A 19,968-nucleotide genomic window follows, 5' to 3' on the forward strand; every position below is an offset into this window, starting at 1 on the left:
AAGTCTCCTTTCCGAATCTTCCCGCCCAAGGCTTCGCGGAAGGCTGCGGCTTCGCCGCGATACGGCGGGAAAGCCGCGTACCGCACCCGTTCCATTTGACGCCGGGTAATTTACTTAATCATTAATTAAATGTATTATAAGGGGAGAACCGAACGGTTGTAAACCGGTTACGCCCTCATTTTTTTCGGTTATAGCACGAACGGACAAGTTAAATGCGTAAGCCCGGCCCGCCTTTCGGCGACCCGCCGGGCATTCATAGGAGGATCGGAATGAACCCAGCCACTGCAAATAAAGATCAGCGTTTTGTCCCCGTACCGCTGGCCGCCGTATATAACCGCGCCATCGCCGGTCTGACGCCGAGCGATTGCTCGGCTGCCGTAATCGCGCATCGCGACCGGCTGCTGACCGGTTACCAAGAGCTCTGGGGCGTTCCGTTCGAGCTCGGCCCGTCCGAAGCGAACAATGTCATACTGCTGAAGGACCGCGAGGTGGAGCTCGCTTTTCCGCAGCCGCTGCACGACAGGCAGCTGCTGTTTTTGCACGCCGCCGACTTTAAAGAAAGCGACACGGCTCCGGACGGCATCATCAGTCCGATGATGGGCAATCCCCGGCTCGGAGAAACCGTGTGCGAATACGAGCTGCATTACTCGGATGGTGCCGTCTGCGCTTTTCCGATGCGACGCCGTTACCAGATCAGCGAGTTTCAGGTGAAGTGGGGCGAGAACAGCTTCGAAGCGGTCAAACACGTGAAGCCGCGCACGATGGCGACGAACACCGACCTGCTGCATAAGGAAGCGCCGACGATTCCTTGGGGACAAAGCCAGTTGCGCACCACGTTTCCCGGCTTCGGCAGCACGATGCACCACTGGCTGTATGCGCTGACGAACCCGCATCCGGATAAGCAGCTCGTCAAAATCGTCATGCGCCCCAAGGACGGAACCGCGTTCGTATTCGGCTTAACCCGCACCGACGTGGAAACGAATCCGTTTCGCTGGGATGCACGGCGCTCCGTCCGCTATGTCTCCGCTCCCGGCTTTGTGCCGCAGCCGTACGGAGAAAGCGCCAATATTCGCATCGACCTGGGTGAAGTCATCTCCGTCAGACCCGTGCTCGATTACGATCACGACAGCTGGCTCGGCAACCCGAATCCGCGCCTGCCCGTTCCTAAGGCGAACGAATGGATTGTCGAATATACCACTCACCCGGACGCTTATCTCACCGTAGATGGCAATCCTTCCGTCTCGGTCCCGATTCGCGAGCTGGAAGCGTTGTCCGGCTGGTCGGCGGTGGAGAACGTCGTCCGTAAAGTGACGGTTCGCGTTACGGAACGAACGAGCGGGCGCAAAGTGGCGGCGAAAATCCACGTGCACGGGAAGCTGGGCGACTATATCGCGCCGGTGAACGGACACCGGTTTCCGAACGCCCATTGGTTCGAAGATTATGGAGCGGAGTATGTGCAGGACTTCCATTACAGCGCTTACATAAACGGTGAAGCGGAATACAAGCTGCCGCTTGGCGACGTGTATATCGAAGTGACGAAAGGTTTTGAGATTCGCCCCTTGCGCCGGAAGTTCGTTATTACGGAACAAACCGATACAATCGACATTGTGCTCGAGCACGTGCTGCCGTGGCGGCGGAAAGGCTGGGTAACGGCGGATACGCACGTCCACTTCCTGTCCCCGCAAACCGCCTTGCTTGAGGGCGATGCCGAAGGGGTCAATGTAGTCAACCTGCTGACTAGCCAGTGGGGTGAAATGTTCAGCAACCTCGCCGATTTCGACGGTAAAACGACGATCGGCAGCACCCAGAACGGCGGCACCGGCGAATATTTGGTGCGGGTCGGAACGGAAAACCGCCAGCATATTCTCGGCCATATTTCGCTGCTCGGCTACGAAGGCAGCATGATCGTGCCGCTGTGCACGGGGGGACCGGACGAATCCGGGCTCGGCGATCCGCTCGAAGCGACGGTAACCGAATGGGCGAAGCGATGCCGGGAGCAAAACGGGCTCGTCGTCATGCCGCATCTGCCAAATCCGCGCGCGGAAGGCGCGGCCGCCCTCGTGCTCGGCGAGATCGACGCGGTGGAAATGTGCTCGTTCGAAAATATCGGCATCAATCCGTACTCGCTGTCCGATTGGTATCGATATTTGAACTGCGGCTACAAGGCGCCGGCCGTCGGCGGCACCGACAAAATGTCGCAGTCGACGGCCGTCGGCACAATCCGCACATATTCGCTCATCCAGGGCGAGCCGTTCACGTACGAATCGTGGATGGGCGCGGTACGCAAGGGCCATACGTTCGCCACGCTCGGGCCGCTGCTCGAGCTCCGCGTCGGCGACAGCGAGATGGGACAAACGATGCTGCTCCCGTCTTCCGGCGGAACGCTGGATGTCGTCTGGCAAGTCAGCTCGGTCACGGTGCCCGTCACCAAAATCGAGCTGGTCGTAAACGGCGTACTGCGCGAGGAGAAAACGGTCGATCCGGACGCCGGCGATTACGCCGGACATTGGTCGGTCCCGGTCAAGGAAAGCTGCTGGATCGCGCTTCGCGTTCGCGGCCGTTATCATGACCAGTCGGAGATGATCGCCGCTCATTCCAGCGCCGTATCTGTCGTCGTCGACGGCAAGCCAATCTTCCGGTCCGAGGACGCGGTGACGATCCTAGAACAAATCGAAGGCTCGACCGCGTATATCAAGACACTCGCAACGAAAAGCGACGAGCAAACGTTCAAAAAGCTGCTTATGACGCTGACGAGCGCGCACAGAGCACTGCACAACCGGATGCATCAAAACGGCGTCATGCATGTCCACTCCGTGCCGGACCGTCATGACCACCATCATCACGATCACGATCGCCACGACCGTCACAGCCATCATCAGAATCATCATTCGCACGAAGGCGACGGTCACAGCGGCGGGTCGCACGGGCATCACTGAACAATCGGGACGGGGAACGGATACTCTTCTATCCGCTCCCCGTCCTTTATATTCCAGCTCTGTATCGCTTGACGCGAAACCAAAAGGTGTCGTAATATAATCGTGAAAAGCGAAACCAAAAGGTTTCACATTACAAAAGGAGGCGGACAATTGGATAACGAGGCAATCCTGCAAAAACTGCGATACAAGCCCGGAGCGGCTGTCGTGCTAAACGCACCGGACGGGTACGGACTCGGCGTCGGGAACGAATCCGGCGAATCGCTGGACTTTTTACTGCTGTATGTCCATAACGCTGCGGAGGCCAACGAGTGGTTATCCCGCGCGGCTGGCATGCTGAAGGAGGATGCCGTGTTCTGGATCGCATATCCGAAGTCGAGCTCGAAAGTAAAGAGCGATCTGAACCGGGATAGTTTAAACGCTTTGGTACAAAATAGTACATCATACCGTGCCGTCAGCAACGTAGCGGTCGACGAGAAATGGTCCGCTCTCCGTTTCCGCCGCGCGGACCTGGTCAAAAGCCGGTAAACGGAAACGGCCCGGCCGAACGAAACCAACATCGCATTTTATAACCGTTTAGGAGGAACTTCAAAATGAATCATTCCGGAGGGACCCTTCCCGCCATTCGTCAAACTCAACTGCTTAACGCGCCGATCGCCAAAGTATGGGACGCCGTTGCGACGTCTGAAGGTATCGCCGCCTGGTTTATGCCGAATACGTTCGAACCCGTTCTCGACAGCGAATTTGTGCTCAAGGCCGGACCGTTCGGCGATTCGCCTTGCAAAGTTACCGAACTCGATCCTCCTCGCCGCCTGTCGTTCACATGGGGCAAGGATTGGACGCTCACGTTCGAGCTGGCGGAGAAGGACGGCAAAACGGAATTTACGCTTATTCACGACGGCTGGGACCCGGACAAAGTTACCGAATTCGGCGAAACCCACGCGCTTGTGCGCGAGCGCATGTCCCAGGGCTGGGGCGGCATCGGTACGAAGCTTGCCGCTTTAGTCGAGGGCTGAATATGGCAGCCAATACGGCACAGCAGAAGCACGACGTCTTTCAGGCGATCGCCGATCCGACCCGGCGCCGGCTGCTGCTTCTGCTGGACGGGCAGGAGATGCCGGTCACAGTCATCAGCAGCCATTTTTCGATCAGCCGCACCGCCGTTTCGAAGCATCTGCGCATCTTGTCCGACGCCGGACTCGTCACCGAGCGGAAAGTCGGCCGCGAAACGCGGTACCGGATGGAACCGGAGCCGCTTCTCGAGCTAAAAAGATGGCTCGCTTACTTCGAGCGGTATTGGGAAAACAAGATGGCCGCGCTCAAACGTTTGGTCGAGGAAGACGATTCGGCCGGGAAGGGCGAAGCCGTAGGTCTGCACATCGTGACTCGCAAGGGGAATCTCACTGGCGAGGAGTAAGGTAAACAGCGGGAAATTGGCAAACGCCGCATGAACCGTTTGCAGCCGGGCCCAAAGCCCGGCTTTTTATTTTTTCGCAGCCCCCGCTGCTTCAACGAGATTCGGGCCCGCTCATCAGCGGACTGAGGCCGCCAGCTCCCAGCATATTTTCGGTTTCCCGTAGCGGTGCATCTCCGTTTCTGTCAACGCGTCAATCTCCCATCCGGCAAACAATCTGTGCACATCCGCTTCGACAAAAAAACGTTTCCGCCGCCCCTCATGCTCATAATAATGGGGCTCCAGCTCTATACCCTGCCCGGCGCCGTAATGAACATCGCGCATAGAATTCAGGCGTGCCAGCAGCAAGCCGCCTTTGCCGACCACTCTCGCGATATCGTTGACTATAGAGACCGTATCGTCCCAGTAAAAATAATGCAGCGACAAATCCGCAACCACTGCCCTCGCGCTGCTGTCCGGGAACGGCAAGCCGCCCGTCATATCGAACTGTTCGGTTTCCGCGCCCGGTCTATGCCTGCGGATATTCGCCAGCGCCTCCGAAGAGAAATCGCATGCGATAACCCGGTAACCCCGTTCGGTTAAAAACAAAAAGTCGCTGCCGTTGCCACAGCCCAGATCCAAGATCGGTCCATCCGGAGCCGACTCCAGTCTGGTCTCGAACTTTTCCAGCCACAAATCCGTCTGCGGCTTGCGAAGCTCTAGACCGGCAAACACTTCGTTCCATTGTTCAGCTTCCGAACGTTTCTCCACAGTCATTTCCCCACTTCCATGATTCCAAATTTGTAGAGGTATTCACCAAGCAAACTCATTTTCCTGCTAAATAGTGCAATACGCTTCCGATGATGCCGGCAGCCTTGCTCACCGAGTTCAGAAATGGGCCGCAAGCCGGTCCCGGAGCTTTACCTGAAGCCCCTTCACGGCAAATTTTTATAAGCGGCTGCCTTACGGTGAGGTGAGCTGGGAGTGGAAGTTAAGGTCTTTGTTTGAATTTTTTTTGTAAAATGTAAAATTCGCCCTAACGTTTCAGAGAATTTTGTCGATATTATCTTTGTTGCGGTTTTCCAACTAGTGTAAATAGTCCTACCTATTAGGAGAGGAGGTGATTGAAATGTGATTGCGTCGCTGAGTTCGCATAGCAAGAAAACTTAATTTCATGGGAGGGGTATGCGTGGAGCAAGCTGCCAAACGAAACGATCTGATCGAGGAGGAATTTGAAAACAGCCCGGTACCGCCGCAGAACAGAAAGTCTTTATTTTCCGTCACAATGGTTTGGGTAGGGTTTCCGATGATTATTACAAGTGCCGTTACGGGAGCGACTTTGGTGCAAGGTCTCGGTTTCGGCCGCGGGCTCGCTGCGATGATTCTCGGCAATTTGCTGCTTTTCGCCTATGTCGGCCTGCTAAGCGCACTTGGCGCGAAAAACGGTTTAAACTTCGCCATGCTCGCTTCGCGTACGTTCGGCAAGCGTGGTTACATGTTCCCATCGGGGCTGCTGTCCACGCTCGTGATCGGCTGGTTTGCCGTACAAACAGGCTTGACCGGTACTACGCTAGCCGGGACATTCCCGGTCAATCCGACTGTAATCGCCATCGTGGCCGGCGTGCTGTACTTGCTGCTTACGCTCATCGGAATTCGCGCGCTTTCCTTCATCGGCATTTTGTCCGCGCCGCTTTTTGTCATATTGGGTTTGTATGTGGCCATAGAGGCGGTCGGCAGCGGACAAGCCATCTGGAGTTATCAAGGAAACCCTGAGATAGCGCTTTCCTTCGGCGTGGCGGTTACGCTCGTTTTTGCTCTGTTCGTCGATTCGGGGACGTTAACGGCTGATTTCACGCGTTGGGCCAAAAACCGCGGTCACGCCACGTTCGCGACGTTCTCCGCATTCCCCGTTGCCAATCTCGTGGCCATGTTGATCGGAGGCATTATCGCGGCTTCGAGCAGCGGAACGGGCGATCTGTTCGGCGCCATTGCCGCAAAAGGCGGATGGCTGTCCGCCGTCGCCATCCTGTTTTTATTCGTGAATCTGGGTTCCGTATGCTCGCATTGTCTGTATAACGCAGCGGTAGGATGGTCTTCCATCGTCAAGGGGAACATGCGCGTGCTGGCCGTTATTCTCGGAATTGTAGGCATCGTGCTGGCGGCTCTGGGCGTTTGGAATTACTTCATCGACTGGCTGAATCTACTCGGTGTCATCGTTCCGCCGATCGGAACGATCATGATTGTCGACCATTATGTGACGCGCAGAAATGACGCAACCGCGGACGACCAGATGCGGGCAAAACCGTTCATTGCCTGGCTGCTCGGTTCGACGGCCGCCCTTATTGCGAATTCTTACTTCCCTGACGTGTCTACGGCCGTAATCGGCATTGTCGTATCTGCGTTCGCTTACTGGCTGATCAGTTTAAACGAATCGACCGTAACGACTGCAGACTTGACTGCGAAATCGGACGTTTAAATTGCCAAAATCGAATCTAAGGAGCCACGGCTTTATGCAAATTCAAGGCAACCCATATGATTGGCCGTATAACGGCGCGCTTGATCCGAATAAGACAGCGCTGCTCGTAATCGATATGCAAATCGATTTTTGCGGAAAGGGCGGCTATGTAGACCGGATGGGCTACGATCTGTCTCTCACGGCCCGGGCTATCGCTCCGATTCGCAAACTGTTGGAAGCGGTAAGAGCCACCCCCGGCATGACTGTCATCCATACCCGCGAAGGTCACCGTCCGGATTTGGCCGATTTGCCAGCCAACAAACGATGGCGCAGCAAGCAGATCGGAGCGGAGATCGGCTCGTCGGGTCCGGCCGGGAAAATACTCGTTCGCGGCGAACCCGGATGGAACATCATCGACGAGTTGAAGCCGATTGACGGCGAAATCGTGATCGACAAGCCGGGAAAAGGCAGTTTTTACGCAACGGATCTTGATTTGATCCTGCTCAATAAGGGCATCACGCATCTCATACTAACCGGCATTACAACCGATGTTTGCGTGCATACGACGATGCGGGAAGCGAACGACAGAGGGTACGAATGCCTCATTCTGGAAGATTGCACGGGCGCAACGGACTACGATAATCATCTGGCGGCGCTTAAAATGGTCACGATGCAAGGGGGCGTGTTCGGAAGCGTATCTTCATCGGAACAGGTCATCGGCGCGCTTGGCTCATTACGCCCCAAATTTGTCGGTCAATAACACATAATTGGAGGGAAATAATGACGTTCAGAACAACCAAAGTAAACGAAGCATCAGCACTCAGCTGGATTCGTTTTGCGGAGCATGATCGCGTGCAGTTCAAAGAAATCGTGCGCGCGGAGGAGGCCGATGAACTGGGCATCGGACTCAGTTCCGTATTGTGGGAAAAAATAGAAGTCGGCGGCGCGGTTCTTCCCCATTATCACGACGTGGCGGAAATCATCCACATTACCGTCGGCCAAGTTCGTTTGCTTTGTAACGGCGAATGGAAATCGTTCAAGGCAGGGGATACGTTTCTTGTTCCCGCAGGCAGCGTACACTCGGTGCGCAACGACGATTCGATTCCCACGGAGCAGGTAAGCATTTTCATACCGGTGGCCGAACAGCCTCCGTCCAATACGTTTTTTGCCACCCATCCGGTCGAAATCGTTACCGAAGAATGAAACGAAACGGAATGTGCAGGAAGCGAATGGGAAGGCGCTTGTGAAAATCCGGCGGATTTTTCGCATGCCTTCCCGTTCGGCTGAAATATCGTTGCGCATCCGGATTTATGCACAGTTCCAGGAGGAGTATCCAACATGAAATTCAAAACATTGCTAGCTTCCCTGCTTGTCGCCTTCGTTCTGATCGCGGCTGCGGGCTGCTCGAGGCCTGACGGCGTTTCCGACAAAGAAATTGAACAGATGGCGCAATATGTCGATGACAAGGGAAACATCGTTGACGAGAATGGAAAAATCGTGCAGGCGGGAAAGACGGACAACACGAAAGTCGGATTTTTGTTCGTTGGCGGATTTGACGATTTCGGCTATAATCAGGCAGCTTATTTGGGCAGTATAGCGGTTGAAAAGGCGTTTCCCGACGTTGACGTCATCCGCGCTGAGAATGTGCCGGAATCTGCCGAGGTGGAACGTAAAATCGAAGAAATGATTCGGTCCGGCGCCAAAATCATTTTTCCGACTTCTTACGGCTATTTGCCGTTCGTATTGAATGTAGCCAAAAAACATCCGGATATCATTTTTTACCATCAAGGCGGACTGGAGTCTTCCGACAACGTAGGCACGTATTTCGCCTCCATCTGGAAGCAAATGTATTTGTCCGGCGTTGCGGCAGGAAAGATGACGAAGACGGGAAAGCTCGGCTTCGTCGCCTCCGTGCCGATCGAACAGGTGCTGCTGAACATTAACGCATTTACGATGGGCGCTCGTTCGGTCAACCCGAATGCCACGACGTCGGTCGTATTCACAAACAGTTGGTGCGAACCTGCCGAGCAAGTGAAAGCGGCCAATCAACTGATCGGCAGCGGGGTCGATATTATTTCGCAGCATCAGGACTGTACGACGTCGATCGTTGAAACGGCTCTCAAGAGCAACGTCAAAGTGGTCGGATACCATGCGGATGCGAGCAAGATCGGGAAAAGCAGCTGGATCTCGGGAGGAATTTGGGATTGGGGCAATGCCTACATCGAACTGGTCAAAACAGCCAAAGATGGCGGCTTCAAATCGAGCCGATATGCCGGGGTGTACCAATTTCCCGATTCGTTCGGGGCGGCCAAGCTGGCGGAATTCGGCCCCGCTGTTCCCGAGGATGTCAAGCAAATAGTAAAAAGCTTGGAGCCCGATCTCATATCCGGCAACATGCGGCCGTTTACCGGCCCCATCAAAGACAATGAAGGGAACATCAAAGTTCCAGCCGGCACGGTCGTGAAGGACGAAGACATCATGAGCGGCAGCACTTATTTGGTAGAAGGCGTTATCGGCAAAATCGCAAAATGATGAACCGGCTTGCGCCAGCGGCCTGTCGGTGCATTTCATTCACGGGGAGATTTGATATGGAGAAGCTCAGTCATAAAATGCTGCTTTCGTATTCCTTTATTATGCTGCTTGTTCTGATTATGGGATTTTTGACGTTTCTCAACATGACGAATTTGAAAAAGGAAGTAAAGGTCATGTCAGTTGTCGGTGTCATCCGGGTAGATCAGTTCGAGCAGTTGAGCAAAAAAATGATCAACAATATGACGGAAAGCACCGCGATGATGCAAAGCTACTTGATGACCGGCAATCCTGTATATAAAACGAACTACGACTTGCGTCACTCCGAAATCGAATCCGACCTCAACGGTCTGTCGGAAAGCAAATTCGTCACGACAGCGGAAAAAGAACAAATCGGACAGTTGATTGCCCTACATCAGGATATCCAAAATAAAATAAAAAGCGATGTGCTTGGCGTCTATGAGAAGGGGGAAGCGGGTGTTGCCCAGGAAGTGCTGCGAAACAGCTTCAAGCCGATTACGAAGCAATTTCTGGATCAGATGGCATTGTTGAACGATAGCGCGAAGGCGGATGTGAAGCAGCGCGGACAAACGCTGATGGGAACCAGCGTCAACATGAGCGTGACCACGGTCATCATCGTTCTGGCCATCGTCGCGCTCGGCGTTCTCATCTCCCTTTATACGGCGAACCATATCACCCGCCGAATTCAAAACGTTGTGGGCGTTGCCAAAAAAATTGCCGCCGGCGATTTGTCCGTTAGTCGTATCGAGGAGAAATCCAAGGACGAGATCGGACAACTAACGTCTTCCGTCAACGATATGGCGGAAAATCTGCGGAACCTCATCTCCCAGGTGGCGATAAGCGCGGAACAGGTGGCGGCGGCATCGGAACAACTGACGGCCAGCGCGGAACAGACGAGCAAAGTGACCGAGGAAATAACCGGTTCTGTGCAGGAATTGGCGGGAGGCTCGGAGAAACAGTTTTCCAGTGCGGAAAACACGGCGCAAACGGTCAATGGAATCATCGATCGCCTGCAGGAAGTAGGGACGCTGACCCAAAAAGTAACGGCAACGTCCCAAACCGCTTCCGACGTAGTCGTGGAAGGCAACAAGGCGATTCAAGTCGCCGTTCGCGAGATGAATTCCGTCAATGAAACCGTGAACGACCTGACCGCATCCGTCAAAAATTTGTGGAACCGATCCAAACAAATCGACGACATCGTGGGTGTCATTACCGGAATTTCCGCACAAACGAACTTGCTCGCCCTGAACGCGGCCATCGAGGCAGCGAGAGCCGGCGATCACGGCAAAGGCTTCGCTGTTGTGGCGCATGAGGTCCGCAAGCTGGCGGAACAATCCGCCGCATCGGCGCAACAAATCAATAGTTTGATCAGCGCGATTCAGGAAGAAATCGGCCACGTCGTCAATTCCAGCGAGAAAGGAACGCGCGAGCTGGCTGTCGGGATGAACGCCGTTCAAGCTGCCGGGGATTCTTTCACGCAGATTCACCATGCCGTGGACGAAGTAACGAATCAAATTGACGTTGTTTCGGGCGCGGTCGAGCAAATTTCCGGCGGAGCGGAGCAGATCACCGGGTCGATGAATGCGATGATCGCGATTGCCGACACCGTCGCCTCCGGCTCGCAAAATATTTCGGCGGCCACAGAGGAGCAGTTGGCGTCGATGGAGGAAATTGCGAAGTCGGCTAGCGTACTGGCCAAGCAAGCCGAAGAGCTGCAAAGCCACGTTTCCGAATTCAGGATTTAGTCCGATAGCTTTTAAGGAAGACCGTCCGGAAAAAACGCCGGGCGGTTTTTTTTGGGTGCAAACCAGGTGCCAATTTTCTTTATCAACTTAATTGCAGTTTTCAAAATTCGTAATTACATACCCGTCCCCCTCTCATCTAGACCCCCCAGATAACATAGCCGAGTGTCATGTATAGGATTAAGAATAAAAGTAACAGAAGGTGACCTATAATCGACACCGTTCTGATCTTGGATGCCTTCCCGACCGGCCTACAAAACCATGACATAACGACTCCGATAGGACTTACGAACAGGATTAGACCAAACCAAGCCCCCTGCAGTCTTTGCCCGGCTTCAAACGGAAACATAAAACTGTACACGGAAAACAAACCGATGCCGATGAATAACAGCAATGAAATCAAGCTAACCATCTTTTTCAGCATAACCCTTTACACCCTTCACGGGATTCGATTGTGATGAGTTTACCATACGTTAGAGCGCAGCATACAACCAGTACTAAGTTTCCATAGTACCGGATAAAGGCGCTTCACTAATGCTAACTCGCTCATTCCCGCAGTTTTCGTGGCCGGCTCAATCCGGTTTAATTTGCCGCAGTATTATTGAAGAGCGGGCCTCCTCGCTCAAAGAGGCAAGCAAATCACTGTTGGAGCCTAACCAGATGTCCCCATAGCGCTCCATAACGAGTACATCCCCGCATCGTCCAGTTGGTCTGTATCTTGCAGCAGCATTGTTGTCCTCCTTGACTATTTAATCCAATTTTTCGTAACCTTCACCAGCGTTCGTCCGCAGGCGTTGCGAAATCGCTCATTTCTTCGATTCCTCGCGCTGCGTCTGGATCGCCTTGTCCAGCAGCTCCTGCCCTTTGGTCTGAAGTACACCGAGCGCTTCTTCCGGCGATTTGCCGCCAGTAAACACAGCGCCGATCTCAGAAGCGGCCAGAACGTTAAACGATTGTGGGAAGCTGGCCGGTATTTGATTGTACCCGATATACAAAAGCGTATCCGCGGGCTTCAGCGCATAAAAAGCTTCCAGATTACGGCCGTACGCTTCGTTGCTGGCCTTCACTCTCGTCATCAACGAGGTTTCGGTGCGCGATTTGATTTTCGCATACTCTTCGCCGTGTATGTATTTGATAAATTCCCACGCGGGGCGCAATTGCGAGGACCGGCTGCTGATCGCGAATAAATCGGTAAACATAAAATCGGAGCCCGTATCCGCATGTTTCGGGTCCACCGGGACCGTAACCAGATCCCAATCGAACGTCACCTCTTTCTTCGCCCCCTTCTCCTTCAACCATCTGAGCAGAGAGACATCGTCGATCGCCATCGCGGTTCTCCCCGCCAGAAAAGGGTCCCGATTGCGGGGATCGCCGAATGTTTGCTTATTATGAAGCCAGTCCTGAACCAAATAAAGGGCTCCCGACTTGTACACGTCTGCCGCATTTCGTACGATTTTAACCCACGCGTCGGACGCGAGCGTCAATTTTTGGTTGACGGGGTCGATCATATCCAGAAGCTGTCCGCCGCCGATCGACTTCACGAAGTAATACGGATGCTGCCCGTTCCGGGACTGAAGCCCGTAGACAGGCAAGCTATCGCCGGTTTCGACGGCAAACCTCTGCGCCAGCTTGTACACTTTTTCCCAGCTCATCCGGTTTTGCGGATAAGGGACCCCATACTTATCGAACAAGTCTTTATTATAGAACATCGCAAGACTGTAGTAGGTAGTGCCGAGTCCGTATAAGGAGCCTCCCCCTTTCTCCCTGAGCAGTTCGACAACCGATGGGGCCAGCGCGTTCAGATCGAACCGGTCTTGACGGATCACCATATCCATGTCGTACAATTTGCCCTCGGCTGCATACTGGACAAACTGCTCCATATTCATCATGTATAGCACATCCGGCCGTTCCCGTTCGATCCACTCCTCCATCGCGGCAATCGAATAACGGTTGGAGCGATACATCGCTTCCATAGAGGCTACTTCGATGTTCACATTCGGATACTTGGCCATAAACAAGTTTCCATATTTTGAGTAAAAGCGTTCTTCGTTTTCGTACATGATTTTGAGCGTGACGGGTTCCTGTTCCATCGGTTTTAGCGCTTGAACGTCGCCGTGTCCTTCCAGGCGGCATCCGGCCGACGTAACCAGAAGCAGCACCGATGCGAATACGGAAAAAAGGGGAGTACGCAACTGTTGTTCACTCGCTTTCCGAACCGTTATGGCCTCTGCACGGCAGCTTCTTGCCGCTTTTCCTCTTACTGGGCCTGGTCCCACATCTGCTGGCCTTGAAGCTGAATCGTTTGCAGCGATTCCTCCACCGTTTTGGAGCCGTTCACGGCCGCTTCCACTTCTTCTTTGGCCAGCTTTACAAACGAAAGGATTGAGGCCATTTGATTCGGATCGGTCGTCGCAGCGGAATTAGGCGGCTTGCTGTTGTAAAACTTGTCGAGATCGCGGCCGAAGCTGCTGCCGCTGTATCCCATCCGGGTCAGTAAAACGTTTTTTTCGGAACGGGATCTGATTCTGGCATATTCGTCGCCATGAATGTATTTCAAAAGCTCCCACGCCTCGTCTAGGCGAGGGGACTGCGAACTAATGGCAAAGATGCGCTGCATGTCCAGACCGGCATTCACCTCCGGATCACGCGGATTTACCGGGGGCATGGCGACATCCCAGTTCGGCGTTTCTATGCCGTACAGCTGCTTCGCCTTCTGAAGCTCGTCCATCAGATCGAACCCTCGTATCTGCATCGCCACGCGGCCGTTGATAAACGCATCGGTGCTGAATCCGTCCGCAAGGCTTCCGCCCGGCTGAAGCGGCGGCCGATAAATATAGCTCGCTTTCGGACTATACGCCAGAACGACCGTACGGAAAATGTCTCTCCAGGCGGATGTATCGGCCGTAATTTTGCCGTTTACAGGGTCGTATAAGGCCAGACCTTGTGTCCTGCCTATCTCCGTTGCCAAGTAAAACGGTGCCGTGTCCCGCATTTGGATTCCGTAGACACGCCGCTTCTCCTCCCCGTTATCCGCAAACCGCTGCGCCAGCTGCAAGATGTCGTTCCAGCTCATTTGGTCGTTCGGGTAGGAGGCGCCAATCCGGTCAAACAAGTCTTTGTTGTAATACAGCATAGATGTCGAAAAAGCAGGCCCCAATCCGAACAATCCGCCTCCTCCGCTTGCGTTCAACAACCGGATGACCGCCGGAGCCAGCTTATCAAGATCGAAATGGTCGCGAGCGATAAGCGGACTCAAATCATACAAGCGGCCTTCCGCCGCATATTTGGTATATTGGTCCATGTTTAGCGCGAGTACGTCCGGCGCTTGCCGCATGACCGCTTCGAAAGCTTGCTCCGTATTTTTGCCGGCTGCAAATTGTTCGTAAAGTGATACGACCTCAATCTCGATCTCCGGATGTTTGGCGATAAACAGTTCGCCGTACTGGCCTAAAAACGATCCTTCGTTATCGAATGCCACCTTGATTGTGGCTAACGCTGTTTCTTCTTTTTCGGTCTTATCGCATCCCGGCAGTAGAGCAGCCAGTAATGCTGCAAGCATGAATCCGGATACCAGCTTATGCACGAATAGGCGCTCCTTTTGCTGCGTGGTGAAAATGAACGTATATTCATTAGACCTTAAAGGAACGACAAAAGTTTCGAATTTTTTCCATTTTAACAAATATTCATCAAAAACTCTCCGGATGTTGTCTGCATAATACTCTGTTCGACTTCAAGGATATACATAAATTATAAAAATTAGTATATTTATATGGATTGAAGTTGCCAAGAGGGTTAGTATGAATAAGTTTGTGCTCAGTAACGGCCTGACTGTCATTACCGAACATAACGAAAAGCGGTATCTGCGCTAATGTGCTGCTGGGTGAAAGCAGGCAGTCACCATGAGAAATCTTATCCATACGGAATCGCTCACTTTTTGGAACATATGAAGTTTAAAGGCACGGTCTCTCGCACGAAAGAACGTATTAGTAACGAGGTCTCTGAAATTGGGGGGCGTTGGGGAGCGGCAACATACCCGGAATGGACACGGTATTACGTACACACTCCATACGACGAATGGAAACAGGGGGTCGAGCTTTTAACCGATATTGTCTTCAGATCCACCTTCCCTGAGCGCGAAATCGCACTTGAAAAAACGGTAGTAGTTCAAGAGATCAGAAGAGCCAAGGACAAACCAAGCGATTACGGCAATAGGCTTTTGCTCCGTCATCTTCGCGGGATGCATCCGGAACGTGCAAGCAATCTCGGTTCGGAATCTTCCGTTACCTCCATCACAAGGGAAGATTTAATTCGATTTAATACAGAATATTATCAGCCAAGTAATGTGGTACTTGTCGTAACAGGCCATATCGATCATTCGAAGCTAGTGAATTATTTGGAGTCGCTTTCCTTCCCCAATGAATCCGATATTCAACCGTCTAGCTTGGAAAAACTGCTTCATTGTAAGTTGGATGGCCGAATAATACATATAGAACGTAACATCCACCAAGCGCAATTGCATTGGGGAATGTACGGACCTGATAGAGAGTCGCTGGACAGGTATGCGGGATATGTGGCAGTACGCTTACTTCAATCCCGAATAGCAAAAGAAATCCGTACAGACCGAGGGCTCGCTTATAGCGTCTCTGTAATCCTAAACACCATGTACAGCGAAGGTTTTATTAGCGGATATGTTGGTACGGACCCTGGACAAATAGATGAGTCCAAAAAAATAATCCTAACAGAACTACACCGTCTTAGAGTTGAGGCCGTGCCAGCTGACGAGCTCTCGCGAACTAAAAAATCGATAATCGGCAGATTCCTCATAGATGAAGATCATCCGGAAGCACTGAACGCACGCCTTGCTTCCGAACATATTTTCGGCTTAACTCCCGATCCGCTCGGCTTTGCAGATCGAATTCGCAGTGTTGAAGCGAGGGATGTGCTCCTTTTTGCCGAAGCTTACTTTCAGGAATCCAATATGCTTTTTATTCAAATTAGCAAAGCTCCACAATAGGCGAATTTATTCCGGTCGCTCGGCAACCGGACTTCCTGCTCATTCTGTTCGTTTCTTTAATGAAACATAATTGTATGCCAATCTACCATGATCAAATTGGATGCAATCATTCGCTTTGGTGAAAAACAACCCAGGTTCATATCCTATCAACTCTTGGTTGTTACAATATAATTTCCCGTTCCGAGGATATACAGCCAGCTTCCACACGCCGCCGTTGTAGGTTGCTTCATATACCCCGACATATTGGGTGTATACCTCATTAAGCGGTCTGCAATCTTCAAAACCTGAATCTTGCATTTCAAAAAAATCATCCCATATATTCCGAACTATACCGCGCTGAATGTTAGGATGATTTACAGAGTTGGTCAAGGCTACAGCCCCAAAGCCGTTCTCGGGTAAAATATCTTGTGTTGCATAAAACCCAAAACCGCCGCCATTATGGTTAAGCATCACCTTTTTATTCCAGAATCCAGCTTCCATTCCAAGATGATAGGTCCATGAATCGGAGATCGGAGATTCGTTGTACATGCGCCGGATCAGATCCTGATTCATGATTTTCTTACCATTATACACACCTTGATTTAGGAAACAAATTACGAAGCGAGCCATGTCATTGGCGCAGGAGTACATCCCTCCCGCTCCAAGCATCGATATCGGGTGTTTAGGCAAGGAAGTTTTGTCGTGGCCAACAGCGCTATCCATTCGTTCCAGAAATTCGACTTGATTAAATGTGCTGCTGGTCATCTCAAGAGGAATGAATACTTTTTCTTTCATATACTCGTCAAACGGCCTACTATAAATCTGTTCCAACGCATATGCGACAAGGTCCATGCCCAAATTAGAATAAGAATATTGTTCATCAGGCTTAAATCGCAGATAAGTATCGTTGATGCTGCGAATATGTTCCTCAAACGCACCATACACAAAATTATTGCCGATCGGTGCCTCATGGGCCAGACCCGACCGGTGCTTTAACAAATGACGAAATGTGATTTCATAGGAATAATCTTGCCCGTCTTTATGTTTGGTTGAAAAGGCGGGAACATATTTCTTTAGTGGGTCGTCCAACAATACTTTGCCGTCTTGTACCGCCAGCATAAACCCAAACGCCGTATATGTTTTGGATACAGACTGCACACTGAACGGCGTTGTTGTTGTGATGTGCGTCGTTTTAGACGAATCAGTATAACCATAAGAATCCGAGAAAAGAACCTTCTCTTTATTTACAACGGCAATTGATAATCCGGGTACATGATGCTCTTCCATCAGTAAGGGAATGGTTATTTTTAACTGTTCAAAATAATGGGTATATTGCATTTTAACTTGGCCTCGCTCTGGTATTGAAAATTTTATGTAATAACTACATCATACTCGCTCCCTAGCTTCCCCGCATGATTTTTCACACCCATTTTTAGGATTGTTTTCACATCTCATTCATGCAAATATAAGATCAAATCAAGTTAAGGGAGCGAGGGCCATGAGCAGTAAGCCCATCACGATTAGAGAATTGCATAAAGATGACGATTTTACTACCATCAAGCGACTAATAAAAGAAACCTACAAAAGACTTGAAAACCACGATATTGGTGTGTTTACGGAGTCCGCAGACATGATAAAAGAACAGTTTTTCCCAACTGTTTCTTCACCAACCAGTTCCGTTGGCAAGGGCTTTGTAGGCGCAGATGACAACGGAATAGTAGTTATATTTATGGGAGTCGTTCTATCGCCGTCATCCCGAAACGGTTATCTGCTGTTTGGATGTACGGAAGATAGTGAAAACTCACTTCATAGCCTTATTGACAAATGTTACGACAGCATTCGCGATTATGGCGGAAAAAAGCTCCTGCATTTTGTTCATATATTACCCGGACAAATTCGAAACAGACACCTCTCGTTCTGGGAACGATATGGCTTTATTTCGGATGAATATTATCAGATTACATTAGCGCTTCCATTGTCGAATTGGGAAGTACCGCCGGATTTCGATCCATCGGGTATTACGGTTAATGACGTGACCTCAGAGGATATGACTAGAATCCTAGAAGAAGATCACGAGCTAGCCCAGGTAGAAGAATTCAAAGACCAATTCTCTGAAAAGAGACCTGACTATGTTTTTCTAACCTTAAGGAATCCGGAATCAAATGGAATCGACGGTTTTGCCTACTATAAAATAATCAACTCCATGCAAAATTCCAAGTTCGATGCGCTTGGATTCGGTATTCATTATCGTCCCTCCTATTACCATGACCGAAGAAAATTGGTTCAAGCCGCGCTTATATCGATGAAACAGTTAAGTTTAGGGAGCGTTGTATGCAGGGTCTCTTCCAGACACTATGCCACTTTTACCGCTATGCTGATGGAAGGCTTTTCTCATTCGGCGACCAATCTGGTTCGGTTGGTCAAAACAATCGAGTAGGTTACTATACATGAGGCCAAAAAAATATGTCAATGCCAAGGACGTATTACCGGAGCATCTCATCGAGGAGATTCAAAAATTTGTTCAAGGGCAGCATGTTTACATTCCCCAAGTCAACAGAAAGCCCTGGGGAACTGTCTCGGGTATGCGCATAGAGTTAGATGAGCGAAACCGGGCGATAATTCTTTGTTATCAAGGAGGGCTAACCATCGCACAACTATCGGAACAGTTTGCGCTGAGTGAAGAACGAATACGAGCCATCGTTTATGAGAACCAAACGAAGTAGTTGTCGGCGTCAGGAGGGAAGTTGGTTTATATTAACAGTCTTTGCAGCATCTTATCCTATCTTTACTTGGGCCGTGCGATGGCCTAGCAGTCTTTTGAGACGCTTATTTCGTACCGAAATCGCTTTTGGAGCATGTACACCGGCTATAAGAGGTTCAAAAGCCACTAGCGTTGCAAAGAAGTTAACATGAAAAATACAATCTCTTGTATTTACTATATCTGTTAAATTATGATGTGTTTTCATGGCCCAAATAAAAAAAATCTCCTATTGTAAAAAGGTAGGCGTGTTATCCATACCTTCATACAAAGGAGACCCTCATGGATAACATATCAGATGCGACCGTCATTGGTAAATACCTTTCTTTACTTTCTTTGGACGAATACGATCTTTCCATCTTCGACCAACGCAAACAAAAATTGAAGACGGCAGACTGTATCCGGTTGTTTATCGCGGCCTATCTCTTGGAGCATAAGTCTTCGAGAGATATCGAAAAAGCGGTTCGGGCGGAAAAGACTTTGCAAGATTGGGTTAAGGCCGAAAGCATCAGTCACTCGCAGCTCACTCGGAAATTGCCGAAAATCCCTACGGAAATGCTGGAGCATCTACTCCTGCGTACGGTCCAACGCATCCGTGACTTGACCCGCCCCCGGTCCGAGATACCGATGACCGAAAAGCTGGCGATCGTGGACTCGACAACACTCCTGATTCCAGCAGGACTGGGTGAATGGGCCCGTGTCAACAAGTACCAGACCATGGTGAAAATGCATTTGCGTCTGGTCGTAGATTCGCCGGATGTACTCGTGCCTGAAGCCATCATTCCAACCACCGGGAATGTTAGTGATCATACCGTTGCGGCCGAACTCGTCGTAGCCAAAGACGCTCTGTACGTCATGGACCGCGGCTACGTGAAATACCGTCGTATGGATGAGTGGATCCAGCAGGGACTTCACTATGTCATCCGCGTCAACGAGAAACATACGGCCACCGTATTGGAATCCTACGCCGTCGAGCCGACTTCACGAGTTGTCCGCGATGCGAAAGTACGGCTGGGGAGCGCGTTTGTCTCGATGGAACGGGCCGTTCGCTTGGTCGAATACCGCGATGAACAAGGCCGGCTGTACCGAGTCGTTACGACCCGGTTCGATCTCCGCGCGGAAGATATTGCGGAAACCTACCGAA

The 19,968-nt window shown here is 51.4% G+C and carries 17 protein-coding genes; 13 read left to right on the forward strand and 4 right to left on the reverse strand.

Translation table 11 applies throughout. The features are described from left to right. Positions 1 to 269: 269 nt before the first annotated feature. From D7M11_RS21375 to D7M11_RS21390, 4 genes are all read left to right on the forward strand, one after another. A complete protein-coding gene (locus D7M11_RS21375) occupies positions 270 to 2,936 on the forward strand; it encodes a CehA/McbA family metallohydrolase (protein WP_205127099.1) in 2,667 nt (888 codons plus the stop codon). Between the two features lie 150 nt (positions 2,937 to 3,086). Then, the gene (locus D7M11_RS21380; protein WP_120749290.1) at positions 3,087 to 3,461 is read left to right on the forward strand and encodes a hypothetical protein; all 375 of its coding nucleotides are present in this window, start codon (positions 3,087 to 3,089) and stop codon (positions 3,459 to 3,461) included. Positions 3,462 to 3,526: 65 nt separating this feature from the next. Beyond that, positions 3,527 to 3,949 carry an SRPBCC family protein gene (locus D7M11_RS21385; RefSeq protein ID WP_120749291.1) on the forward strand — a complete coding sequence of 141 codons (423 nt, stop codon included), beginning with the start codon at positions 3,527 to 3,529 and terminating at the stop codon, positions 3,947 to 3,949. A 2-nt stretch (positions 3,950 to 3,951) separates the two neighbouring features. Continuing rightward, on the forward strand, positions 3,952 to 4,350 hold the full coding sequence (locus D7M11_RS21390; RefSeq protein WP_120749292.1) for an ArsR/SmtB family transcription factor: 399 nt from the start codon (positions 3,952 to 3,954) through the stop codon (positions 4,348 to 4,350). A 114-nt stretch (positions 4,351 to 4,464) separates the two neighbouring features. Here the strand turns inward: D7M11_RS21390 and D7M11_RS21395 are convergent, their stop codons facing one another. Next, complete coding sequence (locus tag D7M11_RS21395) at positions 4,465 to 5,103, reverse strand: class I SAM-dependent methyltransferase (protein ID WP_120749293.1); 639 nt, start codon at positions 5,101 to 5,103, stop codon at positions 4,465 to 4,467. 412 nt (positions 5,104 to 5,515) lie between these two features. On the opposite strand from D7M11_RS21395, the gene D7M11_RS21400 reads away from it, so the two are divergent. The 5 genes from D7M11_RS21400 (at position 5,516) to D7M11_RS21420 (ending at position 11,076) form a co-directional block, all read left to right on the forward strand. Then, positions 5,516 to 6,802 carry a cytosine permease gene (locus D7M11_RS21400; protein WP_240041238.1) on the forward strand — a complete coding sequence of 429 codons (1,287 nt, stop codon included), beginning with the start codon at positions 5,516 to 5,518 and terminating at the stop codon, positions 6,800 to 6,802. Between the two features lie 34 nt (positions 6,803 to 6,836). Next, positions 6,837 to 7,541: a biuret amidohydrolase gene (gene biuH / locus D7M11_RS21405; RefSeq protein WP_120749295.1), complete on the forward strand. Its 705-nt coding sequence runs from the start codon at positions 6,837 to 6,839 to the stop codon at positions 7,539 to 7,541. Positions 7,542 to 7,561: 20 nt separating this feature from the next. Beyond that, on the forward strand, positions 7,562 to 7,984 hold the full coding sequence (locus D7M11_RS21410) for a cupin domain-containing protein (RefSeq protein ID WP_120749296.1): 423 nt from the start codon (positions 7,562 to 7,564) through the stop codon (positions 7,982 to 7,984). Between the two features lie 135 nt (positions 7,985 to 8,119). Next, a complete protein-coding gene (locus D7M11_RS21415) occupies positions 8,120 to 9,313 on the forward strand; it encodes a BMP family ABC transporter substrate-binding protein (RefSeq protein WP_120749297.1) in 1,194 nt (397 codons plus the stop codon). A gap of 56 nt (positions 9,314 to 9,369) precedes the next feature. After that, entirely contained in the window at positions 9,370 to 11,076 is a 1,707-nt protein-coding gene (locus D7M11_RS21420) for a methyl-accepting chemotaxis protein (RefSeq protein ID WP_158606765.1), read from the forward strand. An 803-nt stretch (positions 11,077 to 11,879) separates the two neighbouring features. On the opposite strand, the gene D7M11_RS21430 is transcribed toward D7M11_RS21420, so the two are convergent. Next, a complete protein-coding gene (locus D7M11_RS21430; protein WP_120749299.1) occupies positions 11,880 to 13,265 on the reverse strand; it encodes an ABC transporter substrate-binding protein in 1,386 nt (461 codons plus the stop codon). 65 nt (positions 13,266 to 13,330) lie between these two features. Beyond that, positions 13,331 to 14,656 (reverse strand): extracellular solute-binding protein, encoded by a 1,326-nt coding sequence (locus D7M11_RS21435; RefSeq protein ID WP_147433474.1) that lies wholly within the window; start codon positions 14,654 to 14,656, stop codon positions 13,331 to 13,333. Positions 14,657 to 14,941: 285 nt separating this feature from the next. Between D7M11_RS21435 and D7M11_RS21440 the strand changes: the two genes are divergently transcribed. Beyond that, positions 14,942 to 16,087, forward strand: a complete 1,146-nt coding sequence (locus tag D7M11_RS21440; RefSeq protein WP_120749301.1) for a M16 family metallopeptidase — start codon at positions 14,942 to 14,944, stop codon at positions 16,085 to 16,087. Positions 16,088 to 16,126: 39 nt separating this feature from the next. Here D7M11_RS21440 and D7M11_RS21445 read toward each other — a convergent pair whose 3' ends face one another. Then, a complete protein-coding gene (locus tag D7M11_RS21445) occupies positions 16,127 to 17,404 on the reverse strand; it encodes a serine hydrolase domain-containing protein (RefSeq protein ID WP_120749302.1) in 1,278 nt (425 codons plus the stop codon). Positions 17,405 to 17,564: 160 nt separating this feature from the next. Here D7M11_RS21445 and D7M11_RS21450 point away from each other — a divergent pair, with 160 nt between their 5' ends. From D7M11_RS21450 to D7M11_RS21460, 3 genes are all read left to right on the forward strand, one after another. Further along, complete coding sequence (locus D7M11_RS21450) at positions 17,565 to 18,503, forward strand: hypothetical protein (RefSeq protein ID WP_120749303.1); 939 nt, start codon at positions 17,565 to 17,567, stop codon at positions 18,501 to 18,503. A gap of 10 nt (positions 18,504 to 18,513) precedes the next feature. Further along, complete coding sequence (locus D7M11_RS21455; protein WP_120749304.1) at positions 18,514 to 18,789, forward strand: CD3324 family protein; 276 nt, start codon at positions 18,514 to 18,516, stop codon at positions 18,787 to 18,789. Positions 18,790 to 19,106: 317 nt separating this feature from the next. Next, the coding region (locus D7M11_RS21460) for an IS4 family transposase (RefSeq protein WP_120749305.1) at positions 19,107 to 19,968 on the forward strand (862 nt) is incomplete at its 3' end.

The organism is Paenibacillus ginsengarvi (genome assembly GCF_003626695.1).
GTDB classification, from domain to species: domain Bacteria; phylum Bacillota; class Bacilli; order Paenibacillales; family NBRC-103111; genus Paenibacillus_AB; species Paenibacillus_AB ginsengarvi.